The organism is Tenacibaculum aquaeponti (assembly GCF_057221555.1).
The window spans coordinates 348,079-375,062 of the sequence record NZ_CM170147.1 but is presented as its reverse complement, the minus strand read 5'-3'; the positions used below and the strand labels follow the sequence as shown (position 1 = coordinate 375,062).

General features: G+C 28.2%; 22 protein-coding genes. 13 read left to right on the top strand and 9 right to left on the bottom strand.

The window, feature by feature from the left end; genetic code table 11:
- Window positions 1-254: 254 nt before the first annotated feature.
- On the top strand, window positions 255-686 hold the full coding sequence (locus AC2TEO_RS01755) for a helix-turn-helix domain-containing protein (RefSeq protein ID WP_484730874.1): 432 nt from the start codon (window positions 255-257) through the stop codon (window positions 684-686).
- Window positions 687-919: 233 nt separating this feature from the next.
- Here the strand turns inward: AC2TEO_RS01755 and AC2TEO_RS01750 are convergent, their stop codons facing one another.
- Complete coding sequence (locus AC2TEO_RS01750) at window positions 920-2,662, bottom strand: hypothetical protein (RefSeq protein ID WP_442266460.1); 1,743 nt, start codon at window positions 2,660-2,662, stop codon at window positions 920-922.
- A 247-nt stretch (window positions 2,663-2,909) separates the two neighbouring features.
- On the opposite strand from AC2TEO_RS01750, the gene AC2TEO_RS01745 reads away from it, so the two are divergent.
- From AC2TEO_RS01745 to AC2TEO_RS01735, 3 genes are read left to right on the top strand one after another with little or no spacing between them, the layout of a single operon-like run.
- Window positions 2,910-3,425: an RNA polymerase sigma factor gene (locus tag AC2TEO_RS01745; RefSeq protein ID WP_442266459.1), complete on the top strand. Its 516-nt coding sequence runs from the start codon at window positions 2,910-2,912 to the stop codon at window positions 3,423-3,425.
- 54 nt (window positions 3,426-3,479) lie between these two features.
- Entirely contained in the window at window positions 3,480-4,376 is an 897-nt protein-coding gene (locus AC2TEO_RS01740; RefSeq protein WP_442266458.1) for a FecR family protein, read from the top strand.
- Window positions 4,360-6,648, top strand: coding sequence for a TonB-dependent receptor plug domain-containing protein (locus tag AC2TEO_RS01735; protein WP_442266457.1), 2,289 nt, complete (start codon window positions 4,360-4,362; stop codon window positions 6,646-6,648). Before AC2TEO_RS01740 ends, AC2TEO_RS01735 begins: the two co-directional genes overlap by 17 nt.
- An 18-nt stretch (window positions 6,649-6,666) precedes the next feature.
- On the opposite strand, the gene AC2TEO_RS01730 is transcribed toward AC2TEO_RS01735, so the two are convergent.
- Both AC2TEO_RS01730 and AC2TEO_RS01725 read right to left on the bottom strand, forming a co-directional pair.
- The gene (locus AC2TEO_RS01730; RefSeq protein WP_442266456.1) at window positions 6,667-7,026 is read right to left on the bottom strand and encodes a DUF3887 domain-containing protein; all 360 of its coding nucleotides are present in this window, start codon (window positions 7,024-7,026) and stop codon (window positions 6,667-6,669) included.
- Between the two features lie 137 nt (window positions 7,027-7,163).
- Entirely contained in the window at window positions 7,164-8,813 is a 1,650-nt protein-coding gene (locus AC2TEO_RS01725) for a M1 family metallopeptidase (protein WP_442266455.1), read from the bottom strand.
- A 167-nt stretch (window positions 8,814-8,980) separates the two neighbouring features.
- On the opposite strand from AC2TEO_RS01725, the gene gcvT reads away from it, so the two are divergent.
- Window positions 8,981-10,063: a glycine cleavage system aminomethyltransferase GcvT gene (gene gcvT / locus AC2TEO_RS01720; protein WP_442266454.1), complete on the top strand. Its 1,083-nt coding sequence runs from the start codon at window positions 8,981-8,983 to the stop codon at window positions 10,061-10,063.
- A gap of 20 nt (window positions 10,064-10,083) precedes the next feature.
- On the opposite strand, the gene AC2TEO_RS01715 is transcribed toward gcvT, so the two are convergent.
- Window positions 10,084-10,641 (bottom strand): 1-acyl-sn-glycerol-3-phosphate acyltransferase, encoded by a 558-nt coding sequence (locus AC2TEO_RS01715; RefSeq protein WP_442267739.1) that lies wholly within the window; start codon window positions 10,639-10,641, stop codon window positions 10,084-10,086.
- Window positions 10,642-10,691: 50 nt separating this feature from the next.
- On the opposite strand from AC2TEO_RS01715, the gene AC2TEO_RS01710 reads away from it, so the two are divergent.
- The 6 genes from AC2TEO_RS01710 (at window position 10,692) to AC2TEO_RS01685 (ending at window position 18,550) form a co-directional block, all read left to right on the top strand.
- A complete protein-coding gene (locus tag AC2TEO_RS01710) occupies window positions 10,692-12,131 on the top strand; it encodes a DNA recombination protein RmuC (protein WP_442266453.1) in 1,440 nt (479 codons plus the stop codon).
- Between the two features lie 18 nt (window positions 12,132-12,149).
- Complete coding sequence (locus AC2TEO_RS01705) at window positions 12,150-12,854, top strand: DUF4178 domain-containing protein (protein ID WP_442266452.1); 705 nt, start codon at window positions 12,150-12,152, stop codon at window positions 12,852-12,854.
- Window positions 12,855-12,860: 6 nt separating this feature from the next.
- Window positions 12,861-13,760 (top strand): DUF350 domain-containing protein, encoded by a 900-nt coding sequence (locus AC2TEO_RS01700; protein ID WP_442266451.1) that lies wholly within the window; start codon window positions 12,861-12,863, stop codon window positions 13,758-13,760.
- Complete coding sequence (locus AC2TEO_RS01695) at window positions 13,761-15,317, top strand: polyamine aminopropyltransferase (RefSeq protein ID WP_442266450.1); 1,557 nt, start codon at window positions 13,761-13,763, stop codon at window positions 15,315-15,317.
- A gap of 2 nt (window positions 15,318-15,319) precedes the next feature.
- Window positions 15,320-15,628: an S-adenosylmethionine decarboxylase gene (locus AC2TEO_RS01690; RefSeq protein ID WP_442266449.1), complete on the top strand. Its 309-nt coding sequence runs from the start codon at window positions 15,320-15,322 to the stop codon at window positions 15,626-15,628.
- A gap of 303 nt (window positions 15,629-15,931) precedes the next feature.
- A complete protein-coding gene (locus AC2TEO_RS01685; protein WP_442266448.1) occupies window positions 15,932-18,550 on the top strand; it encodes a starch-binding protein in 2,619 nt (872 codons plus the stop codon).
- Between the two features lie 87 nt (window positions 18,551-18,637).
- Here the strand turns inward: AC2TEO_RS01685 and glyA are convergent, their stop codons facing one another.
- Genes glyA through AC2TEO_RS01670 form a run of 3 tightly spaced genes read right to left on the bottom strand, consistent with a single transcriptional unit; the run spans window position 18,638 to window position 21,378 of the window.
- Window positions 18,638-19,912 (bottom strand): serine hydroxymethyltransferase, encoded by a 1,275-nt coding sequence (glyA, locus tag AC2TEO_RS01680; protein WP_442266447.1) that lies wholly within the window; start codon window positions 19,910-19,912, stop codon window positions 18,638-18,640.
- 9 nt (window positions 19,913-19,921) lie between these two features.
- Window positions 19,922-20,215 carry an LETM1 domain-containing protein gene (locus AC2TEO_RS01675; RefSeq protein WP_442266446.1) on the bottom strand — a complete coding sequence of 98 codons (294 nt, stop codon included), beginning with the start codon at window positions 20,213-20,215 and terminating at the stop codon, window positions 19,922-19,924.
- On the bottom strand, window positions 20,215-21,378 hold the full coding sequence (locus AC2TEO_RS01670; protein WP_442266445.1) for a proline dehydrogenase family protein: 1,164 nt from the start codon (window positions 21,376-21,378) through the stop codon (window positions 20,215-20,217). The genes AC2TEO_RS01675 and AC2TEO_RS01670 overlap by 1 nt, the downstream gene beginning before the upstream one ends.
- Before the next feature lie 100 nt (window positions 21,379-21,478).
- On the opposite strand from AC2TEO_RS01670, the gene aroB reads away from it, so the two are divergent.
- Window positions 21,479-22,537, top strand: coding sequence for a 3-dehydroquinate synthase (aroB, locus tag AC2TEO_RS01665; RefSeq protein WP_442266444.1), 1,059 nt, complete (start codon window positions 21,479-21,481; stop codon window positions 22,535-22,537).
- A gap of 282 nt (window positions 22,538-22,819) precedes the next feature.
- Here aroB and bshA read toward each other — a convergent pair whose 3' ends face one another.
- Entirely contained in the window at window positions 22,820-23,941 is a 1,122-nt protein-coding gene (bshA, locus tag AC2TEO_RS01660; RefSeq protein ID WP_442266443.1) for an N-acetyl-alpha-D-glucosaminyl L-malate synthase BshA, read from the bottom strand.
- Window positions 23,942-24,067: 126 nt separating this feature from the next.
- On the bottom strand, window positions 24,068-24,913 hold the full coding sequence (locus tag AC2TEO_RS01655; RefSeq protein ID WP_442266442.1) for a transketolase: 846 nt from the start codon (window positions 24,911-24,913) through the stop codon (window positions 24,068-24,070).
- A 313-nt stretch (window positions 24,914-25,226) separates the two neighbouring features.
- Between AC2TEO_RS01655 and AC2TEO_RS01650 the strand changes: the two genes are divergently transcribed.
- Window positions 25,227-26,927 (top strand): helix-turn-helix domain-containing protein, encoded by a 1,701-nt coding sequence (locus AC2TEO_RS01650; RefSeq protein ID WP_442266441.1) that lies wholly within the window; start codon window positions 25,227-25,229, stop codon window positions 26,925-26,927.
- Window positions 26,928-26,984: the final 57 nt, after the last annotated feature.

Genomic DNA, 26,984 nt, shown 5'->3' with positions numbered 1-26,984 from the left:
TTTATTAATATATGTATTTTTAAGGTAATTTACTACTTTTAGGTGTTTACATTTGTATTTTAAACCCCTAAAAACGCATTATTACTCAATTATAAGTATAATTTATAGTATATATCTAAATAACTGTAATACAATAAGTTAAACATAGTTAATTAAAGTATTTTATAGCTGTAAATACTGGTTATACTCATCTAATACAAGGAATTTTTTGCTATTCAACTTAGATTACTTATATTTACACTTGTAAACACTAAATGTTAGTTTACGTTTGTAAAATGATAGATCGTTTAAAATTGATTTTAGATCATTATAATCTAACGTCAACAAATTTTGCTGAAAAAATAGATGTTCCTAAATCTAGTATTTCACATCTACTCTCTGGCAGAAATAAACCTAGTTTAGATTTTATTATGAAAGTAGATAAAGCTTTCGAAGAAGTCGATTTAGATTGGTTGCTTTATGGTAAAGGATATTTTCCTAAAAATAAAGAACAATCTACTTCACAACAACAATCTACTTCTTTATTTAATCAAGAAATAGAAGAAAGCAGAAAAAAAGAATCAATTTTAGAAAATAATTTTGATAGGTCAGAAAAAATTAATAACTTATCAACTCTACCCCCGAAAACTTTAACCAAAATTATTTTACTGTATAACGACGGTACATTTGATGTATTTGACAAGTAATTCCTTAAAGAGTTACTGATTTTAAATAATCCCCTTAAGAAATAAGCCTGTATAAAAATACAGGCTTATTTATTTATATAAAATACTGATATACAGGTAAAAAAAAACACTTAACCTAAATCAAATATTTAAAAAAAGTCTATATTAAAAATATTTAATATGGACTTTAAATAAATATATCTAAAACATATAATAACCTATAATTAAACCATAGCAATATTTTGTACAATAAATTAAATACACTGTCTTTCTAGTTTCATTTCATGTATTCCATTTATACCTTCAACAAATAAATTTAACTTATCGTCTTCCAAAAGAACAACCTCGAAGAATCCTTTAATTTCATTACTTAGGTTTTGAGAACTTAATAAAAATACAACTTTATTTGTTCTTTCAGCTTTCCAAATACCTACTGAATAATCTCCACCACCAAACGCATTATAAAATATAAAAGTCCCATCTTGGAAAAACTTAAACCTGTACATTGTATAATTTGCAGTTAAATTATTACCGTCTTTATTTAAATCTGCTATTTTCCAAATACAATTAAGAACTAAAAAATTTAATCTATCAACACTTATATCATCAGGAGCTGTACTACAATCCTTTTGAAGTTTAATAGTTTTTCCAGAATTACTCTGAATTAATACATTACTATTTTCTAAACTAGCCACAAAATACTGATCAACAATATCAGAAAATACTGAAGAAATATTAATAGTAACATTTCCAAACTCATTAGTTTCTACTTTCCATAAGCCTGTATATGTATCCGTTCCGTCTGTAATTTCAAATGTTTCATCTGATTTGAACTTAAATTTAAAATCGGAATATTGATCAGACAGATTGTTACCATTATCTATAAAATCTGTAATTGCCCAATTACAACCTGACAAAACTTCTTTTACTTTATCTTCGGTAAAATCTGGACATATTTTTTCAATTTTCATTATGTCATCATTTAATTTTACCTCTAAAAATTTATCTCCACATTCTTTTATTATCCATTCACCATTAAAGTTTGTTATAGTTGAAGATAATTTTAACACATTTCCATCAGCTAAAGAATCAACAGACCAATCTCCAAATCCTTCAATTGTTCCATTTTGAATTATTGTAAAAGTTAAATCACTACTAAACCTTAAGCTATAATTCTCTAATAATGAATTATTAGCATATGATGTAACTTTCCATAAACATTTTTCTATACTCTGTTTAACAAAATCAACATTGCAATAATCAGGGTCATCATCATTGTAATTAAAATCATCATCTTCATCACAACTATCTGCTGCATCAATAATAGCTTCTTGTAATTCTTTATTATTATTAACTGAAATTAATGTATCATCTGCTTTTATTAAAGTAATTGGATATTTGATATTTGCAATAGTTGAAGCGTCAAGGTTTTGTAAAAAAACATAAAGGTTAGCATCATTATTTACAGTTTTAGTATCAAGAATATCAAAATCCGTATTGAAAACAGAAATTGATATTGGGTATACAAAATCAATACATTCTATATCATCATCTTTTTCATTTTCACCTTTACATGTGCTAACTAATTCCTTTAATTCATTTTCATTATCTATTTCTATTTCAGTGAATTCATTTGTAACAATTTTTATTGGATATTGAATATCAATTCTATCAATATCGTCATTAAATCTATCAAAAATTTCTTCAATTACTTGATAATCTTCTATTGAATTAATCTCGACTCCAGTTCCATTTACTACAACAAAAACAGGTAATTTGACTTCTAAACAATTAGCTTGATCTATTATATTATCTATTGAACCATCATTAGTTACAGTTTGAGTAATTAAAGTTGTTAAAGTAGAATTTGTAGTTAACTTTATTTCTTCTTCTTGAGAACTAGATATTTCTATAACTTCTTTTTGACAGGAAAATAGTATTAACGTTATAACAACTAGCAAAAAAAAAGCTAAAAACTGATTACGCTTGACACTCATAATAAAATTAATATTCAACAACTTACAAAAACTTAAATTAAAAAAGCAAACTCAAAATTAAGGATTAATGTTTCAATAAAATAAAAATAAGTTTGATTTCATAAAAAAATTATACAAAGCGTTGTTAACTATTAAAAATCAACCTCGTAATTTTTGTTTGCTCATTATTATAACAACAAACTAAAAAAAAATCCTACCTTCGTAATCGTTTTTTTATAAATTACAAAAAAATTATGGCTGTTGCTTAATGGAAAAACCAATACATAAAAATATTTGTAACGAAAATCTTTTCTCTTCTTTTTTTAATAAGCATTTTAAAGATTTATATAATTTTTTATACTATAAATTTGGTGAAAAACTAAATCCTGAAGATAAAGTTCAAGAAGCTTTTTTAAAAGTTTGGCAAAATTGCCATCGTATCACACCAGATAAAGCAAAAAGCTTTTTATACACTACTGCAAATAATTTGATGTTAAATCAAGTTAACCACGAAAAAGTAAAATTAAAGTACGCTGAAATCCCCCAAAAAAAATCTACTAATGAATCACCTGATTTCGTTTTAGAAGAAAAGGAATACATGAATAAAATTCAAAACGCAATTAGCAATCTAACTGAATCTCAAAGGGTTGCTTTTTTACTAAATCGTATAGAAGGAAAAAGATTTAAAGAAATTGCAGAAATTTTAGGTATTTCAGTAAAAGCTGTTGAAAAAAGAATTTACGGTGCATTAAAAAAATTAAGAGAAGATATTGATGGATTATAATCTTTTTGGGGTAGGAATTTTTATTCTCTACTTGTTATAGTATTGTAGATAGATATGGAAAAAACAGAATTAATAAAAAAATGGTTAGATCACGATCTTAATCCTCAAGAACTTGAAAGCTTTAAGTCTATTGAAGATTATGATGAACTGATGTATATTTCTGAAAGTCTTAAGAAATTTAAGGCAGAACATAATGTTAATCAACAACAAATTTTAAACAACATTATTTCTAAAAAGAAAAAAAACAGTTTAAATATTTTTAGTGTACTAACTAAAATTGCAGCTCTTTTTGTAATTACCTTAGGAGCTTATTATTTTTTATTCAACAAAGACAATATTACTAAAGTTGAAACAGGCTATGCTAACAAAATTACAACATCTTTACCCGATGCTTCTACAGTAAAATTAAACGCAGTAAGTTCAATTAATTACAATAAAAATTCTTGGGATAAAAAGAGAGAAGTTATTTTAAAAGGTGAAGCATTTTTTAAGGTAGCCAAAGGTTCTACTTTTAAAGTAATTACAGAACAAGGTAATGTGACTGTATTAGGAACAGAATTTAATATAAAAACTAGGGATAGCATCTTTCAGGTTGTTTGTTATGAAGGTCTTGTAAGTGTAGAATACAAAAACAAAATAGTAAAATTATCACCAGGAGATTCTTTTAAATTTGGGCGATTTATAGAAAAAGAAACAGGAAATATTTCTCCTTCTTGGATTAACAATGAAAGTGAATTTGTTAGTGAGCCTTTTTTAGAAGTAATTAAAGAATTTGAAAGACAATATAAAGTCAATTTCACAATAAATAATATCAACACTCAACAATTATTTACTGGTAAATTTAACCATAAAGACTTGAATTTAGCTTTAAATTCAATAACTTTACCTTTAAATTTAAGTTACACAATCCGAGGAGATGAAATTATTTTAAAGCGTGAGAATCCTCAATAAGTTTTTTTTTGTTCTATTAATATTTAATCTTAACATTTTCATTTCTTTAGGTCAAAATGAAAATGAAATACCTCTTGTTAAATTTTTAAAAAAAACTGAACGAAAATTTAATATAAGTTTTTCTTATGCTGATAAGACAATTGAGGAGATTTATATATCACCTCCGACAAATAGTTCTTTAAGTTTAGATAAAATTTTATTTTTCTTAGAAGATAAAACAAAGTTAGAATTTAAAATTTTAAATGATCGTTTTATTATCATTAAAACTAAAAACACAGAAAATATTTTATTTGAAAATTTAGAAGAAATTTCTGTTCAAGGCTATTTAACCTCAGGGATTTCAAAAAACAATGATGGATCAATTAGTGTTAAAACAGATAAGCTAGGAATTTTACCAGGACTTATTGAACCAGATGTTTTACAAGCAATAAATGCTTTTCCTGGTGTAGTAAGTTCAGATGAATCTATTTCAAATTTAAATATTAGAGGTGGTACACATGATCAAAATTTAATTCTTTTTGATGGTATTCGTATGTACCAATCTGGTCATTTTTTTGGTTTAATTTCTGCCTTTAATCCTAATCTTAAATACAATATAACTTTATCAAAAACAGGAAGTAGTGCTAAATACGGTGAAAGTACATCTAGTATCATAGATATGAAGTTACCTAATAAAATTACAAATAAATTTGAATTAGGCTTCGGTATGAATTTACTTAATCTAGATATTTTGAGTACTATACCTATGAAAAAGAATTTAGAATTACAGATTGCAGCAAGAAGATCTACCACAGATTTCTTAAACACACCTACTTTTGATCAATATTTCCAAAGAGCATTTCAAAATTCTGACTTACAACTGATTTCCGATGATAGCAGTATTATTACAAAAGATGAAAATTTTAAATTTCATGACTTTTACGGTAAATTAATATGGGATATAAAAGAGAATCATCAACTTAGATTTGTACTATTAAATATAGAAAATGACTTAACCTATAACGAATCTTTGATTAACTCTTTGAGAGATGAAGAGCTAAAAAGTGAACTTAATCAGAACAATATAAGCACTGGAATAACTTATGTTGGAGATTTAAACGATCGTTTTAAACTTACTGCTCAAGCTTATTTTTCTTTTTATAACTTATCTTCTACCAATGCTAATATTATAGATAAACAAAACTTCACTCAAGAAAACGAAATTCAAGATAATGGGTATAAATTTGATACAGAATTAATTATATCTCCAAATACAACTTGGTCTAACGGATATCACTTTTCTCAAATAGCTATAAGTAATTTAGAAAAAATTGATGATCCTTTTTTCAGACGCTTTATTAAGCAAGTATTAATAACACACTCATTATACACGCAACTAAATTACTCTAGTGATAATTTTTATTTAAAAGGAGGATTAAGGATAAGTTATTTTGAAAAATTTAAGCGATTTTCATTTGAACCTAGATTAGCTTTTAACTATAAATTTCATGAAAATTTTAAATTTGAGTTTACAACAGATTTCAAAAGTCAAGGAACATCACAAATAATTGATTTACAAAATGATTTTTTAGGAATAGAAAAAAGAAGATGGGTATTAGCTAATGAAAATACTCCTATACTTACAAGTCAGCAACTTGGATTAGGTTTATTTTACGAAAAAAACAAATGGTTAATTAGTATAGAAACTTATTATAAAAAAGTTAATAATATAAGTAGTAGAAGTCAAGGATTTCAAAATCAATTTCAATTAATTAATGACATTGGAAATTATGAGGTTAAAGGTGTAGACTTATTGATTCATAAAAAACTTAAGAACTTAAAAACATGGTTAAGTTACAGTTACAGTAAAAACGATTATATTTTCGAGAATTTAAATGAATCAAAAAGCTTTCCAAATAATGTAGATATTAGAAGTGTAATTAGTTTAGATGGGACATATAGTTATAAAAATATAGATTTTGCGCTTGGCTTTAATTGGCATTCAGGTAGACCTTTTACAGAACCTAATGGGGTAAGTTCAACAGGAAGTAGTATTAATTATGAAGATCCTAATAGTAGCAGATTACCCAATTACTTCAGATTAGATGCTTCTATAAACTACAACTTTAAAATATGGAAATCACATGCTAGTACTGGTTTATCAATGTGGAATATTTTAGATAGAAAAAATGTATTAAATACCTACTATGATATAGAAAACGGAAATTTATCTAAAATTGATAATATTTCTTTAGGCTTTACTCCAAATATTAGTTTCAGAGTTAAATTATAAACACTTGTTTTTAGTTATTTAATACTCTTCAATATTGAAAACTGATATTTTATTTTCTGGTAGTAACTTTACTATTAAAACCATAGTAGCCTGTTCAAATTCTAATAAATAACAATTACCTAATTCACCTTCCATCCAAAACTCTGTAGAAGTAATTTTCCCAAGTTCTTTTTGATGATTAAGAATAGTCTTTCTTAGACTTTCAAAACTATTTTCTTTTTTTAAATTGTCAGAAAACAATTCATAAACACTTTTAAAATCTTGACTATTAATGAATTTGGTAACTTTTTCAACTAATTTTTCGTAATCAGAATCAGTTTGAGAAAATGATGCTAAATTTATACATAATAATAAAAATATGCAGATCACTTTTTTCATATAGATGAAAATGTTTATGTTAAAATTGAGGTTAACTAGTTATAAAAACAAAAAATTAATATAAATATAGTACATAACTTTTGATTTTTAGTTGATCTATATAACTATTTGATTAATAAATAAAAAACAACTAAACACTACTTTTTTTCTTGATTAATATAATAGTTCTCATTTATAAAAACTCTATCAGAATTAATTTTAATTTCTTGCCATAATTCAGTGGGTTTTAAAACAATTTCTTCGGTTTTAAATTTCACTCTTAAAGGCATATTAAATCCTTTAACTACATTATTCCATTTATAATACAATTTACCATTTTCAATTTTATTTTCTAAAACAGGAATTTTAACTGTTCTAAGGTATTGATCAAAAACTTTTGAAAGGTCAACTCCTGCCATTGTACTAATATAATTCTCTATTTCTTCAGTAGTTACTGTTTTATGAAAAAATGTTTCATTTAAACCTCTTAAAATAATTCTCCATTTTTCATCATCATTTATTATTGTTCTTATAGTATTAAGCATATTTGAGCCTTTATAATACATATCTCCAGATCCTTCATGATTCACATTATATACTCCAATTATAGGCTTATCATTAGCAATATTTCTTCTTGTTCCAATTACATATTCCGAACCTGCTTTTTTACCATAATAATACTCTAAAAATAAACTTTCTGAATATGCTGTAAAACTTTCATGTATCCACATATCAGCAATATCCTTATTTGTAATATTATTTGCGAACCACTCATGACCAGCTTCATGAATAATAATAAAATCAAATTTTAATCCCCAACCAGTTCCAGATAAATCATTTCCTAAATAGCCTTTTAAATATTTATTCCCATAGGTAACAGAGCTTTGATGTTCCATACCTAAATAAGGCACTTCAACTAATTTAAAACTATCTTCATAAAAAGGATATTTTCCAAACCAATATTCAAAAGCTTTCATCATTTTAGGAGCGTCTTTAAAATGTTCTTTAGCCTCAGATAAATTGTCTTTTAAAACATAATAATTCATATCTAGCTCTCCTCCTTCTCCATTATATTTTTCAGAAAAATTAACATAATCACCAATATTAACATTTACGCCATAATTATTAATTGGATTTTTCACAAACCAATGATAACTAGTAGTGTTATCATTATGCTTTTCTATTTTTTGTAATCTTCCATTAGCAACTCCTGTTAAATCTTTTGGTACTCTAACACTTATAGCCATACTATCAACTTCATCGTACATATGATCTTTATTTGGCCACCATACACTAGCTCCTAAACCTTGACAAGAAGTTGCTATAAAATGATTTCCATTACCGTCTTTCTTCCATGAAAAACCACCATCCCAAGGTGCATTTTTTGCAGCTTTAGGATTTCCTTCATAATAAACAGTAATTGAATTTTGACTTCCCTTCTTTTGCTTCTTTTTTAAGTTTACAAAATGTGCATTTATATCTGAAGAAAATTTTAATTCTTTTCCATCTTGAGTAATTTTCGTGATTTTTAAAGGCGGTTGTAAATCAACTTGTAATGTTTGAAATGAATTTAAAACTTTATATCGAATTTCGTTTTTCCCTTTAATAAATTTTTCCTCTGGATTTACAGTAACATCTAAATGATAATATGTTAAATCCCACCAAGCTCTTTCAGGTGTAATAGTTCCTCTTAAAGTATCTTGCTTAGTAAATTTATGTTTATGAACAAATAAACCTTCTTGCGCTTTTACATTTATATTTATTAAACATATAATCACAAATAAAAAGCTACTTTTTTCTCTAACCATAATTTTAAACATTTTGTATTCGCGAATATATTGTATTTATAACAACATACCTCTTTGTTAAACTTAATAATAAAATTTACATAAAAAATTAAGAGATTATTTAAAAAGATTATAGTCTTTAAAAAGGATTCAATATTTTTGAATCATCTAAAAAACAAACAATTCAAATGAAAAATACTGCGTTAACACACGTACATGAAGCTCTTGGTGCAAAAATGGTCCCATTTGCTGGATATAACATGCCGGTGCAATACGAAGGTGTAAATATTGAACATGAAACGGTTAGAAATGGTGTTGGTGTTTTTGATGTAAGTCATATGGGAGAGTTTTTTCTAAAAGGAGAAAACGCTTTAGCTTTAATTCAAAAAATTACAACCAACGATGCTTCAAAGTTAGTTCCTGGAAAAGCTCAATATACTTGTATGCCTAATAATACAGGTGGTATTGTAGATGATTTAATCATTTACATGATAAAAGAAAACGAGTATATGCTAGTTGTAAATGCATCTAATATTGAAAAAGATTGGAACTGGATTTCTCAACATAACGATTTAAATGTTGATATGGAAGATAGATCTGAAAACTGGTCTTTATTAGCTATTCAAGGTCCAAAGGCTGCAGAAGCTATGCAATCTTTAACTAAAGTAGATTTATCAACCATTAAATTTTACACATTTGAAATCACCGATTTTGCAGGTATTCCAAACGTGGTGGTATCTGCCACAGGATATACAGGGTCTGGCGGTTTTGAAGTTTATGTAAAAAATGAAGATGTAGAAGCTTTATGGAAAAAAGTGTTTGAAGCTGGTGCTGACTGGGGCATTAAACCTGTTGGATTAGCAGCTCGAGATACTTTACGTTTAGAAATGGGATATTGTTTATATGGAAATGATATTACAGATACTACCTCTCCTATTGAAGCTGGTTTAAGTTGGATTACAAAATTCTCTAAGGATTTTGTGAATGCTGAAGCCTTAAAAGCTCAAAAAGAAAACGGTGTTTCAAGAAAATTAGTGGCTTTTGAAATGAATGAACGTGGTATTCCTCGTAAAGATTATGAAATCGTAAATACAAACGGAGAAGTAATCGGAGAAGTAACTTCCGGTACTATGAGTCCGAGTTTAGGTAAAGGAATTGGTTTAGGATATGTCACTATTGAAAACTCTAAAGTAGATTCTGATATATTAATACAAATTAGAAAGAAACAAATTCCAGCAAAAGTGGTTAAACTGCCATTTTACAAAGGATAATACATAAAGAAAGCTGCTTTTTAAAGCAGCTTTTTATTATTAAAGAGTTCTGGTTTAGCAGGAACAATATCTTTATAAAAATTTAGAAAATGATTAAAATCGTTTTCTTTATCATCTGTTAAATAATAAGGTTCTGCAACTTTTATTTGTTTGTTTCCAAAATCAAAAGCAAACATTACTATAGGTACATTTGCACCTTTCGCTATATAATAAAATCCAGTTTTCCATTTCTCAGTAAATTGTCTAGTTCCTTCTGGAGAAAGTGCTAATCTAAATTCTTCTTTCTCTTCAAAAATAGACACAATACTATCTACCAAATTACTACTCTTTGTTCTATTAACTGGAGTACCACCAAGTTTTCTAAAAATAAATCCAAAAGGAGGTTTAAATAAAGACGCTTTTGCTATATAATTAATTTTAACTCCAACGGTATTTCTAGCTAAAATAGCAATATGAAAATCTTTCCAACTTGTATGGGGAGCACCAATAACTATGTATTTTTTTAAATCTTTAGGAAAACTACCTGTTACTTTCCAACCTAATATTTTGGTGAAAATAAATTTAGAAATTGCTTGTATCATTAATTCATGTTAAAGTGGTAAATTTACCGTTTTAATTTTTTATATAAATGAGCGAACAGTTATTATACATTTTAGCAACTGGTTTTGTAGGAATTATCATAGGTTTTTTGGTAGGTTTTATCATTCAAAAAAGTAAAGCTTCTGTTCTAGAAAAAGACAATTCTAGTCTTCAGGAACGAAATTCAATGCTTTTGGAGCAAAAAACTACTGCTGAAAATAATATAGTAATTCTAAAGGAAGAATTAAAAACTATTCAAACAGAAAAAGATACTTTAAAAGAAAGAAATCAATCTTTAACTGAATATAAATTTTCTTCTGAAAAAAATGTAGAAGAATTAAAAAATGAATTAAAGTTTTTACAAACAGAAAAAGAAAGTTTAATAAAAGTCAATACGCGTCAAGATGTTGATCTAAAAAACTTACAACATAAGCTTACTGAACAAAAAGGTGAATTAGAAGGATTACAAGAAAAATTCACAAAAGAATTCGAAAACTTAGCGAATAAAATTTTAGAAGAAAAGTCGAATAAATTTACTGTTCAGAATAAGGAGAATATTCAAAACATTTTAAATCCTTTAGAAAAGAAAATTAAAGATTTTGAGGATAAAGTAGATAAAACTCATAAGGAAAGTATTGATTACCACTCTGCTTTACGTCAACAAATTCTTGGTTTAAGAGAATTAAATGCTCAAATGAGCAAAGAAACTTTAAACTTAACTAGAGCTTTAAAAGGTGATAGTAAAACTCAAGGAAATTGGGGAGAATTAGTTTTAGAACGTGTTTTAGAAAAATCTGGTTTAGAAAAAGATAGAGAGTATTTTGTACAACAATCGTTTACAAATGAAGAAGGAAAACGTATTTTACCTGATGTTGTAATTCATTTACCTGATAATAAAAAAATGGTTATCGATAGTAAAGTGTCGTTAACTGCTTACGAGAAGTTTGTAAATTCTGATGATGACACAGAAAAAGCAACCTTCTTAAAAGAACATTTAATTTCTTTAAAAAGACACGTTGAACAACTTTCTGAAAAGAAATATGAAGATATTTACAAAATAGAATCTCCAGATTTCGTGTTACTTTTCGTTCCTATAGAACCTGCTTTTGCTGTAGCTTTAAATGAAGACAATACGTTATACAATAAAGCTTTTGAAAGAAATATTGTAATTGTAACTCCTACTACTTTATTAGCTACTTTACGAACAATCGATACGATGTGGAATAATGAAAAGCAACAGCGTAATGCTATAGAAATTGCTCGTCAAGCTGGAGCCTTATATGATAAATTTGAAGGTCTTTTAAAAGATTTAATTAATATAGGAAAGAAAATAGATGCAACCAAAAGTGATTATAGTGCAGCTATGAATAAATTAGTTGATGGAAGAGGAAACTTAATTACCAGTGTAGAAAAACTTAAAAAAATGGGAGCTAAAGCTAAAAAAGCACTTCCAGAAAGTATTATTGAAAGAGCAAATGACGATAATTAATCAAAAATTGAAGTGTAAATGCAAGAGTTAAAAAAAGGATACTTATTCAATTATAAAACTCAGACCTGGAAAGTTGTTGATATATATAAGATTAATTGGGATGATGGTTCTAATACAACAGAATATAAAGTAAAAGATAAAAACGGTATTATTCGATATTTAATGATCGAATATGTTAGAAAAGAATCGCCTAAATATACGTTTTGGGAAAAACTATATAGCATAGATCATTTCTTATCTCAAATTACAAAAACTGAAACAGATTATGTTTCTATCAATAATGCAAAATTTCCTAAGAAATTCAATTACAAAAGCGTAGCGTATGATTTTGATGAGCGTTGCGATGGAACTTGTTATTATGATTACGAATCGGAAAGAGTAAATTCTTTAGATTATACCAACACAGACGATACAAAATTTTTCTCTATTCAATTATGGGATGATGAAATTGAAATTTGTACTGGGAAATTGATTTCTAAAACTGAAATCAAAAATATTCAAGAAAGAAAAACTTTTGTTGATACTAGTTCTTTAGGAAGTTTTATCAGTCGATATTTTGTAGGCCTAATCTTTGGAGCTTTTATTTTAATGACATTAATGCTTGGAAAATGCTCAAATAATAATTCTTGGAATAGTAACAGAGATTATAATGACTCTACGAAAGTTTATAGAAATACAAACAATTACTACAGAGGTAGAAGCTCAAGAGGATTTGGTAAATAGAAAATTATGGAAGAAAATACACTTATTTGGCTTACTAAAACCGTAACGTATGTAACGCTATTTTATGCCTCGTTTATTATTGCTAAACTGTTTTTTAAATTAAAAAATAGAAAAATAGACATTGAAAGCGAATTAACCATAAAAGATAATGTAGCATTTGCTGTAACTGCTACGGGTTATTTTATTGCTACTTTAACCATTTTTGTTGGCGTTCTGCATGGTGAATCACACGGATTAATAAAAGATATAATTTTAATCTTATTCTATTCTTTCTTCGGGAATTTACTATTGATTCTTACTTCTATTATTAATGAAAAAATAGTTTTTGGAAAAAAGTTCCGATTTTATAAAGAAATTATAAAAGATGAAAATTTAGGAACTGGTTTTATGGAAGCTGCTAATTTTATTGGAGCAGGATTAATCATTTATGGTGCTATTTCTGGTAGAAACATCAATTTATTTCCAGATCACGGAGAAATAGGACATTATTTATCTGACTTTTTAAGTTTATTATTCTTCTGGTTATTAGGTCAAGTTATCTTATACATATTTTTAAAAGTATATCGCAAGTTTGTGAAATACGATTTTATCAAAGAAATTCAAAAAGATAATAATGCTGTAGGAATAGTATATGCTAGTATTTTTGTGGCAGTTTCTTTCTTATATTCATTTGCTTCTAGAGGTGATATAGAATCATGGGAAATAGCTTTAGAAGATATTGCATATCATTTAGGTTTAGCTATTATTTTACTTCCATTATCTAGAATTTTTGTTGAAAAAATAATACTACCTAAGAGTAATCTAACTGATGAAATTGTACATCAAGAAATTCCGAATAAAGGAGCTGCTTTAATAGAAGCTTTTGCTTATATCGGTAGTGCTATCATTATAAGTTATTGTATGTAAATGGCATCCATAAAAGTTAAAAGAAGAATTTTATTTCTTGCCTTGTTTGCAACAGGATTATCGGGTATAGTTGCTGAATATTGTTTCGCCACGTTATCTACTTATTTTATTGGAGATTCTGTTAAGCAGTGGTCTATTGTAATTTCTTTGATGCTATTTAGCATGGGATTAGGTAGTCGAATTACGAAATCTTTTGATGGAAATGTATTTAAACTTTTCATTTTTACAGAATTCGCTCTTTCCTTATTAGTTTCTTTCTCGGCAGTTACAACCTATTATCTAGCTACTCAATTAGAATATGTATCTATTTACATTTACTCAATGGCTATTTTAACAGGAATGTTAATTGGTATGGAACTTCCTTTGGCAATGCGATTAAACAACGATTTTCAATCACTAAAACTAAACGTAGCTAATATTTTAGAAAAAGATTATTACGGAAGTCTAATTGGTGGATTATTTTTTGTGTTTATTGGTCTTCCTTATTTAGGGCTAACTCATACGCCTTTTATCTTAGGTTTTATTAATCTTTTTGTAGCCATTCTTCTACTTATATTTTTTAAAAATAAATTGAATAAGCAAGAGAAAAACATGCTATTCTCTTTTGCAGGAGTATTGGTTACCATATTAATTATCGGAAATATTTTTGCTGGAAAAATCATTTTACATGGAGAACAAAGTAAGTATAAAGATAAAATTGTTTTCCAAGAGCAATCTATTTATCAGAAAATTGTGGTTACCAAATGGAAAAATGATTACTGGTTATATTTAAATGATAATTTACAGTTTTCTACTTTTGATGAACCTATGTACCATGAGGTTCTAGTGCATCCTGTAATGCATATTTTAGACAAACCTAAGAAAGTTTTGATTCTTGGTGGTGGTGATGGTTGTGCTGCTAGGGAATTATTAAAATATCCTTCTTTAGAACAAATAACTCTTGTCGATTTAGATAAAAAACTAACCGATCTTTTTATTAATGAATCAGAATTGGTAGCTATTAATGAAAAGTCTCTAACAAATGAAAAAGTTCGTATTGTTAATCAAGATGGATTTAAATATGTTACGGATACCAAAGAGTTTTTCGATTTAATTCTTATCGATCTTCCTGATCCTAGAAATGTAGAATTAGCTCGTTTGTATTCTAAAGAATTTTATGAACTGTGTCGATTAAAGCTAACTCCAAATGGTGGTTTAATTACTCAAGCTGGTAGTCCTTATTATACTCCTTATGCATATAAATGTATAGAAAAGACTATGGAAAAAGCCAATTATAGTGTTTTAGCATTACATAATCAGGTACTTTCTATGGGAGAATGGGGTTGGATTTTAGGAACTAAAAATCAACTTTCTAAACAAGAAATGATGGCTAAATTGAATCAATTAGATACGAAAGTAATTACAACAAAATGGTTAAATAAAGAAGCCATGCAATTAATTACTTCCTTCGGAAAAGACTTTTTTAAAAAGAAAAAATTAGATTCAATAGAAATCAATCAGATTAGTAATCCAGTACTTTACGAATATTATAACAAAGGAAACTGGGACATTTATTAATTATGAAAAAAAATAACGAAAAATACATTGCTTTAAAGGCAGAAATGTTCCACTTTGATACTTGGTTATCTACCACTAATACTGATCAATTAAAACACAAATTAGAAAGGTTATTAATCGATTCGGGATTTAACATTGTTAACTTCATAGAACATAATTTTCCTATTAAAGGATACACTGCTGTTTGGTTATTAGCTGAAAGTCATTTAGCGATTCATACTTTTCCAGATCAAGAAAAAACATATTTGCAAATCAGCAGTTGTAATGAGAATAAATTAGTATTGCTTAAACAAAAAATAAAAATAACTTAACAATCAATTCACTTCATTATAATCTTACAAAACGACAACGATATCGTAATACATAAAAACAAGTTTTAATCAACTAAAATTTAATTATTGATAATCATTTCGTAGAAAATCGATTTATTTATTAACACGAAATCGATTTAGTTTTCCTTTCCTTTTTTTTGATTGACTATTTCACAATAAATTCGTTTTAAAGTGATAATAATTTCACTTTTTTCTTAAAAACATTATCAAAATAAACAATTTAAAATGTTTTTTAAGAACAACTATCCTATTATAACCTTTCAAATAAACTCAAATAACACAATGAAACGAACTCTAAAATTATTACAAATTATTTTAATATTCTCTTTAGCATGGAATATACAAGCACAAGACGAAGATGTAATGTTTCAAGCTTTCGATTGGAATGTTCAAAACCAACCTGCTGGACAAACATGGTTTAATGTTGTCACTCAAAATAGTGCAGAAATAAGTAGTGCTGGTGTCGATTTAATTTGGTTACCTCCAGTGAGTGACTCTGCAGCTCCACAAGGATATTTACCAAGAGAATTATATAATTTTAATAGTGCTTATGGTACAGAAGCTCAATTAAGAGACTTAATTAATCAATATCATAATTTAGGAATGAAAATTATTGGAGATATTGTAATTAACCATAGAGTTGGTACTAGTGACGCAGTTACTTTCACAAATCCTGCTTGGCCAACAACATTTATTACTGCCGATGATGAAGGAAGAAACTTTGTTAACTTTCCTGTAGAGTTTAGTATTAATTCAGATTACTTTCCTGGTACAGCTTTAAAAGCTGATGGTTCAAACGGAACTTATGGTCCTGCTAGAGATTTAGATCATAGAAATCCAGCTGTAAGACAAGAGATAAAAAACTGGATGAATTTCTTAAAGAATGATTTAGGATTCGACGGTTGGAGATATGATTTTGTTCATGGATATGATCCAATATATAACAAAGAATATAATGATGCTACACAGCCTTACTTTGCTGTAGGAGAGTTATTAGAAAGTAGTAGAGTTCAAACAAATAACTGGGTAAACTTTACACAACAGTCTTCTTCTGCATTTGACTTTAATACTAAAGTTACTTTACAAGATGCTATTAGAGACAACAATATGTCATACCTAAGAGATGGACAAGGAAGACCATCTGGAATGATTGGTATTAATCCAGGAAAATCGGTAACGTTCTTAGATAATCACGATACTGGTTTTGCACAACAATGTTGTGGTTCTAACTATGTTTTCCCTGGTGGTGAAACAAACTTAAGAAAGGGATATGCTTACATTCTAACTCACCCAGGTAATCCTATGATTTTCTGGACACATTATTTTGATGCTGGAAATGGCGTAAGACAGGCAATCAAAGATTTGATAGCAATTAGAAAAGATGTAAGAATTTTTGCGAGTTCGTCTATTAATATTGCTGAAGCAAGAAACGATGTTTATGCAGCTTACATTGATGGAAGAAATGGAACGATTGCAATGAAACTTGGTGGTGGTAATTGGTCTCCTCAAGGTTCAGGTTGGACTTTGCGTACTTCTGGAACAGATTATGCAGTTTGGACAAAAGGTGGAATTGTTACGCCTCCTCCTCCTCCAGCTCAAGTTGATCCTTTTACTGTAAACTTTAAAAAACCTAGTGGTTGGGGAAATAATGTAAATGTATATTTATTTGATACTTCTACAAATGCTATTATTCCGGGAACTACAGGTTGGCCAGGACAATCAGCTACTAATATTAATGGAACTCCATGGTATTCATTACAAGTTAACCCATCTTCTGGTGTTGCTGCTGAAAATATTAGAGTGATTTTTAATGATGGAACTAGTCAAACTGATAATTTAAGCAGAAGTACTAATGGTTGGTATGATAATGGAACATGGTCTAATACATGTCCGTCTGATTGCAGTGGAAGTACAAATCCACCGACAACTAATACTAGATTTATTGTTAACTTTAAAAAACCAAATGGTTGGGAAAATGGTGTAAACGCTTATTTCTTTGATGCTGGTTCTAATACTACAATTTCTGGAACCGCAGGTTGGCCAGGACAGGCAACAACTAACATTTCTGGAACACCTTGGTTTTCTTACGAAGTTGCTATTCCTTCTGGAACTTCGTTAAATAATGTTCGTGTAATTTTTAATGATGGAAATAACCAAACTGATGATTTAACAAGAAGCTCAACTGGTTGGTATGACAATGGCACATGGACAAATGCGTGTCCGTCTGACTGTGATGGTGCTACTCCACCACCTCCAAGTAATAATAATGTTACATTAAACTTTTTAAGAACATCTTCTTGGGGAAATACTGTAAATGTATATTTATATAACACGAATACAAATTCTACTTTAGCTGGAACTCCTGCTTGGCCAGGTAGAACAATGCAAAATCAAGCTAGTACTTCTTGGTCTTCAACTTCATTTACATTACCTAGTAATGTTTCTGTAAATAATGTTGGAGTTGTTTTTAACAATGGAAATGGTCAGCAAACTGTAGACTTAAATAGAGGAACTTCAGGATGGTTTAGAATTACTGGAAGTTCTAATGGAAAAGCTACAGGAGTTTGGTCTAATTCATGTCCTAGTGGATGTGTTTCTTCAAGACAAATATCAGTAAATAATAATTCTGATTTAACAACAGAAAACTCTGTAAGAATAGCTCCTAATCCAATTAATCAGAATGGAAACTTATTTATTACAACAACTCAAAAAGGTGTTTTAAAAGTATCTGTAATGAATTTATTAGGACAATCTAAAACAGTTTATGAGAAAACAAATAAAGCTGGAAATCATACAATTCAATTAAACAGTAATGATTTTGGGTTAAAAGGAATTTACATTATCACTACTACTTTAAATAATGTACATATTACAAGACCTATGAAAATAATTAAAAATTAACTCTTTTCAGTAGTTATTAATAATCCCCAAATAAAAACGGTTGTTTTAAATAACAACCGTTTTTTAATTATATATGTTACATACAAATTACATTACAAATAATCTTCTATGGTGCATTAAATCCTGTACCTTTTCACCTATTTCATGTAATTTTTCATCATTATCAGCATTTTGTATAGCTTCGTCGATTAAATCAACAACAATAAGCATATCTTCTTCAACTAAACCTCTTGTTGTAATCGCTGGTGTTCCAATTCTAATTCCTGAAGTGACAAATGGAGATTCTGTATCAAATGGAACCATATTTTTATTTACTGTAATTTCTGCTTTACCTAAAGCTAATTCAGCATCTTTACCCGTAATTCCTTTATTTCTAAGGTCAATTAACATCATATGATTATCTGTTCCTCCAGAAATAATATGATATCCTTTCTCTACAAATGCAGCAGCCATTGCTTGAGCATTTGCTCTAACTTGAATTTGATACTCTAAGAATTCATCAGTTAAAGCTTCTCCGAAAGCAACTGCTTTAGCAGCAATTACATGCTCTAACGGTCCTCCTTGGTTTCCTGGGAAAACTGCACTGTTTATTAAAGTAGACATTTTCTTTAATTTTCCACTTTTTAATTTTAAACCAAATGGATTTTCGAAATCTTTACCAATCATAATCATACCACCTCTTGGCCCACGTAATGTTTTATGAGTTGTAGTAGTTACAATATGACAGTGAGGTAACGGATCATTTAAAATACCTTTAGCAATTAATCCAGAAGGGTGAGAAATATCGGCCATTAAAATAGCTCCAACGCTATCTGCAATTTCACGGAAACGTTTAAAATCCATATCTCTTGAGTAAGCAGATGCTCCAGCAATTATTAACTTTGGCTTATGTTCTTTTGCTTGACTTTCGATATGATCATAATCTAACAAACCAGTTTCTTTATCAACTCCATAAAAAACTGGATTATAAAGTTTTCCTGAGAAGTTTACAGGTGATCCGTGAGTTAAATGTCCTCCGTGTGATAAATCAAATCCTAAAATAGTATCTCCAGGTTGTAAACATGCAGCAAAAACAGCTGTATTTGCCTGACTTCCTGAGTGAGGTTGTACATTTACATATTCAGCTCCAAAAAGCTCTTTTGCTCTATCAATTGCAATCTGCTCAACTACATCTACTACTTCACATCCTCCATAGTAACGCTTACCTGGATATCCTTCTGCATATTTATTAGTTAGTACAGATCCTTGAGCTTTCATTACTTGCTCACTTACAAAATTTTCAGAAGCAATCAACTCTAAACCATTAAGTTGACGTTCTTTCTCTTCTTGAATTAAATCAAATATTTGATGATCTTGTTGCATTGTTGTTTGTTATTTTAAATCTTCTATATCTTTTCTAAAAGAACTTGGTAAAATTGTAGGGATCAATTTCACTAACAAAGGTAATAATAAAGAACCTCCTGGTAGTAAGAAAATTGCAAAAGCTGGTATAGCTTTACAAATATCTAATAACTGTTCCTCTATCTTATGTTTTTCTTCTGTAGTTAACTTATTCGTTGTTGATTTTTTAAGTAGTAAAATAAGTTCTTTACTCTCTTTTAATTCATTTAAAAAACGAATTTTATTACTTACTAGTAAAGCTTTTATTTCTTCTACTCCAGTCATTACAGTTTTCTACGTTTTTTTTCAACTTTAAGGAGTTTTAACTCTCGTGAAGTTTGTCCCTCTACAGATGTATTTTCTTCTGCCCTTCTAATTAGATAAGGCATCACATCTCGAACAGGTCCAAATGGAACATATTTTGCTACATTATATCCTTCTTTAGCGAGATTAAAACTAATATGATCACTCATTCCATATAATTGACCAAACCACATTCTTTTGTCGTCTTTTTCTATATTATATTTCTCAGCTAATTGCATTAATAAATATGAACTTTCCTCATTATGAGTTCCTGCGAATAAAGCCATATTTTTATGTTCCATCATATATAAAATAGCTTCATCGTAGTTTTTATCTGTTAGTTCTTTAGTTTTACAAATAGGAGAAAGATAATCGAATTCTTCTGCTCTAGCTCTTTCCTTTTCCATGTATGCGCCTCGAACTACTTTCATTCCAATATGAAAACCTTTCTGATGTGCTCTTTGATGTAAAGCCTTTAAATATTCCATACGATCGTGACGATACATTTGAAGTGTATTAAATACAATTGCTTTATCTTTATTGTATTTCTCCATAAGTTCCTCAACTAAATCATCTGCTGCATCTTGCATCCAGCTTTCTTCTGCATCAATTAACAAAGGAACATCTTTCTTAAAAGCCAATTCGCAAACTTTGTAAAACCTTGCTTTAACTCTCTTCCACTCTTCTTCCTCTTCAACAGTTAATGGCTTTTTTTCTCCAATTTTTTGATATAAGGCAAATCGACCAAACCCTGTTGGTTTAAAAACAGCAAAAGGAATTGAGTTTTTTTCTTCAGAGAACTTAATAATATTTTCAATAGTTTTTACTGCACTATCAAAGCTTTCCTCCTCTTCTTTTCCTTCTACAGAATAATCCAAAACACTATGAACATTTCCTTCATTGTACATTTTTTCTATGTTAGGAATACAGTCTTCTTCTGTTATTCCTCCACAAAAATGATCGAACACTGTAGAACGAATTAAACCTTCAACTGGTAAATGTGCTTTTAAAGCAAAGTTTGTAACAGCAGTTCCTATTTTTACCATAGGTTGACTCTGTATTAAGCGAAACAGAAAATGAGCTCTTTCTAACTCAGAATCTGATTTTAATTTAAACGCTACTTCGGTATTTTCAAAAAGTTTCATTGATAGTAGTAACTAGTTTACTTTATTCCGACAAATATAGAAGACAACATTTAAATATTTTAATATTTTCTATTTAATTTGCATCATATTAAAACAACCAATGAATACAATTCAAGCAACTACATATCCAGTACATTTTTCTGACAAAGCATATCAAGAATTAAATTTACATTTAAAAGAAAATACGTATTCATCAATTTTTATATTGGTTGATGATAACACTATTGAATATTGCTATCCTAAATTCATACAACATTTAGAAACCGACTTAAAAATTGAATTAATTCAAATCGACTCAGGAGAGATTCATAAAAACTTAGACACTTGTTTGGGTGTTTGGAATGCTATGACTGAATTAGGAGCAGATCGTAAAAGTTTATTAATTACACTTGGTGGTGGAGTTATAACAGATTTAGGTGGTTTTGTTGCTTCTACATTTAAACGAGGAATCGACTTTATCAATCTTCCTACTACGCTACTTTCAATGGTAGATGCTTCTGTTGGTGGAAAAACTGGAGTAGATTTAGGAGTTTTAAAAAATCAAATTGGAGTTTTTGCTAATCCACAAATGGTATTAGTTGATCCAGAGTATTTACACACATTAGATCCAAGGGAAATTCGCTCTGGCACTGCTGAGATTATTAAATATGGAATGACACACGACATTCACTTATTTAATGAAATAAAAGATAATCCTGATTTAAATATCATTGACTTAATTCATAGATCTATTGAGATTAAAAACGAAGTTGTAACTGAAGATCCTAAGGAAAAAGGGTTGCGTAAAGTTTTAAATTGGGGTCATACAATTGGACATGCTGTTGAGTCTTACTTTTTAGATTCTGAACATAAAGAAAATCTTACCCACGGTGAAGCCATTGCTATAGGAATGGTTTGTGAAGCTTATTTATCTTCTAAAATTTTAAATTTCTCAGAAGAAAAAACAGCTGAAATTAAAGAAGCTATCATCAATATTTACGGAAAAATTGAAATTTCTACAGAAGACATTAGCCCGATTATGGGATTATTGATTCACGATAAGAAAAATGAAGCTGGTGTTGTAAAGTTTGTTTTACTAAATGATTATGAAGATTTTGAATTAAGTTGTGAGGCTTCTGAAGAATTAATTCGAGAGAGTATTAGATTTTATAATTTATAAAAGTTAAAAGTTGGTTTAAAAGCCAACTTTTTTATTTAAAAACGATATTACTCTAATAATAAAAACATTATTATTTTCAATATTATTAAGTTTATCAAAAAAATTAAACTGAATATTAGAATCTAAGTCCAATAAAAAAATTAAAACCAAGTTATATATCTCTAGGGAAGATTTTATATTTTTTTAAAATAAACCAGATCTAAGGACATAGTTAGGTGATTACATAAAATTAAATATAAAAAAACAGTCAACTAACAATTAATCACAATAACGTTTTGTAACTTAAAAACAAGCTTGATAAATCTTTTCATATTGTGGTAAAATCTTATCTAAAGAAAACTGTTTTGTATGCGCTTTAGCTCTTTGTTTAAACCCTAATAAAGAAGCGTCGTTTTCTAAAATTTTCAATGTGTTATTTGCCATATCTTCAACATCTCCAACATCACTTAAAAAACCTGTTTTTCCATGAACATTTACTTCTGGTAAACCTCCTGCATTTGTTGATATTACAGCTGTATTTGCTGCCATAGCTTCTAAAGCTGCTAACCCGAAACTTTCTGCTACTGATGGTAATAAAAACACATCGGTATAACATAAAAGTTTAGCTACTTCGTTACTGTTTCCTAAGAATAATATCTTATCTGCAATTCCTAATTCTTTAGCTAAATTTTCAGCTTTTAAACGCTCTGGTCCATCACCTACCATTAATAGTTTTGCAGGTGTTTTTTGTTGTACTTTATGAAAAACCTTAACTACATCTAAAACTCTTTTTACAGGTCTAAAATTACTTACATGAGTTAAGATTCTTTCTTCAGGATTTGCAACTGCACTACGCATACATTCTTCTTGATCAGCCATATCGTACTTAACTGTATCTATAAAATTATATACCACTTTAATATCTTTTTCAATATTAAATAATCGTAATGTATCTTCTCTTAAACTATTAGAAACAGCAGTCACTTCATCAGATTTATTAATACTAAACTCTGCAGCTGTTTTGTATGACGGATGACTTCCAACTAAAGTAATATCTGTCCCATGTAATGTAGTTACCACTTTTACTTTAATACCTTTCTCTTTAAGCATTTTTTTAGCCATATAGGCAGCATAGGCATGTGGAATAGCATAATGTACATGTAAAACTTCTAAATTATATTGTTTTACAACTTCTACCATTTTAGTAGATAATGCTAATTCATAAGGCTGATATTGAAATAATGGGTATTCTTCTAACATCACTTCATGAAAATGCAAGTTATGTGAAATAAAATCTAAACGAACAGGTTGATTGTATGTTATAAAATGAACTTCATGTCCTTTATTAGCTAATGCCATTCCTAATTCAGTTGCCATTACTCCACTTCCACCAAAAGTAGGATAGCATACAATACCTATTTTCATTGAGTTAAAATTGTTTGATCTTTTAGTACGTAAAAATACATATTTGTTTACGCTGAAATGTTAATAATAATAAAAAAGAAACGCCGCTATGTTAAGTAGCGGCGTTTTATATTGATATTAATCTGATTAGTAATCTCCTAAAGTAGCAGGATTTTGAGCTAATGCAGATTCTAATTGCTCATCGTTAGGAGCTTTTCCATGCCAAGCATGTGTGTGCATCATAAAATCTACTCCATTCCCCATTTCTGTATATAATAAAATACAAACTGGTTTTCCTTTTCCTGTTCTAGATTTAGCTTCATTTAAACCTTCTAAAACAGCTGCAACGTCATTTCCTTGTTTAACTTCTAAAACATCCCATCCAAAAGCTTCAAATTTAGCTTTTAAACTTCCCATAGCTAATACTTCATCTGTAGTACCATCTATTTGTTTTTCGTTTACATCTACAGTTGAAATTAAGTTGTCTACTTTTTTAGCAGCTGCGTACATTGCTGCCTCCCAAACTTGACCTTCTTGTAATTCTCCATCACCATGTAAAGAGAATACTAATTTATTATCATTATTTAATTTCTTAGCTTCTGCTGCACCAATTGCAACACTCATTCCTTGCCCTAAAGAACCAGATGCAATTCTAATTCCTGGTAAATGTTCGTGAGTAGTTGGGTGACCTTGTAAACGAGAATCTAATTTTCTGAAAGTAGCTAATTCTTCTACTGGAAAGAAACCACTTCTTGATAAAACACTATAATATACTGGTGAAATATGACCGTTAGATAAGAAAAATAAATCTTCATTTTCTCCATTCATATTAAAATCAGTAGAATAATCCATTACCTCCTGATATAAACATGTAAAAAATTCTGCACATCCTAATGATCCACCAGGGTGACCTGAATTTACTGCATGTACCATACGAAGTATATCTCGACGAACTTGTTGTGTAAAATCTTGAAGTTGTTGTGTTGTTGGCATTGTATATTATTTTGTTGACACAAAAGTAATAGATTCAGAATGAAAAAAAAGCTAATTGACAAAGAAAAAAGGGCTCGATTATTTAGTTGATTAAATTTTCTTTTTCCTAAGAGATTTTCCCGTCCTCTTTAATTCCCCCGAACCCTTTTCTTACCCCAAAGAAAATCTTAAAGTTTTAATTACACAATAAATTGTACCCACGTTTTATAAAAAACGAGTCCTAAAACATCTAAACTACTATAAAACAAAACCATAAAATGAGTACTTATTTTTAACTTTTTAATACTTATTTTTGTTAAAAATCGCTTCGTTAATGAAATTTTATAAATTCTTTTTTCTCTTTTTTTCTACTTTTTTAATCAATCAAAATTTAAAAGGACAAGAAATTGTAAACGATAGTTTAGCTGAGAAATCATATGCTTATTTCATAAACTCTTTCTACAAGAATTTAAAAGATACTGCAATAGCAAAAGTTTATGCTCGTGCATATTTAAAAAAAGCAGAAAAGAATAAATCATTTACTTATAAACTTTACGGAAACTTTTTATTATCTCAATACAAAAATGATTATAGGGAATTTCATGTTTTTTGTGACTCTCTTATAAAAATATATGAACCTCAAAAAAAATATGATTTTTTAATTGAGATCAGAAGTCAGAAAGCAAATGCATACGAAGTAAAAAAACTTAAAAACAAAGCTTTAAAAGAATATTTAGCGATTAAGAAAATTATAAATTATTATAAAAATGATAGTATTTATGAATTTGTTAATTATAGAATAGGAACAATTAAACTCGCTAACAAACAATATAAAGGAGCAAAAGATATTTTTAATGAAATATTGAAAAAAAAGAAAACTAATTCAAATAATCCTATTTTAACATATAAAATATATAACAAACTTACATTAATTTACTCATTATTAAAAAAATACGACTCTGCATATTATTTTTTAGATAAAGGTTATGGAATTCCATATCAATATAAATCTTTAGAACATACTAGAACTCTTCTATACTACAATGCTAAACTTAAATTTGAAGAAAAAAAGTATGACATCGCTATTAAACATTTAAAAAGATATGTCAAATTTATTATTTCTGATCACGTAGCAATTAATCGACTGTCTTACTGCTACACACAACTAGCTATATGTTATGATAAAACAAATAATTATAAAGAAGCTCAAAGATTTCACTATAAAGTTGACTCTATTTACAAGAAGGAAAATATTATAAATCCTGAAATTGAAAAGACATATTATTTTCTAATTGAAAAATCAAAAAACGAAAATAACTTAACTGAACAATTAAACTACTTAAATAGTCTAATTGATATTAACAACTACAACAACAAAACAAATAAAGAACTAAATATTTCATTATCAGAAAATTACGATAAACCCAAACTCATTGCTGAGAAAAATAAAATTATTGCTAAGTTGCAAAAAAAAGCAAATCGAAATCAACTTTATAAACTATTATATGGAACCGGAATTTTAATAATTCTTCTAATTTTAATCTACCAAACCAAAAGAAAACGTAATTATAAACGTCAATTTTCAAAACTAATTGAAAAAGAACAAAACTCTAATACAGTATCATTTAATAATACAACTTTAATACCTAGACAAGATTCTTACCAAATTTCAAAAGAAATAAGTGAAGCTATACTTAAGGAATTAGATTTATTCGAAAAAAATAAAGAATTTTTAAACCCAGAAATCAATCTTAAAAAATTAGCTAGTCATTTAGAAACAAATTCTTCTTATTTATCCAAAGTTATCAATCAGCACAAACAACAAAATTTCTCTAATTATATTAATCAACTTCGTATAAAGTACATCGTTAACGAGTTAAAACATAATTCTACTTTTCAAAAATATACTGTAAAAGCACTTGCCGAAGAAGTTGGTTTTAAAAGTGCTGAATCTTTCTCTAAGGCATTTTATAAATTCACTAATGTAAAACCTTCTTACTTTATTAATGAATTGAAAAAAAATAATTCAAATTAAATATTCCTCGAGCTTTTTAACCAAAATTAACATAATTAACTTCCATCTATTTAGTAG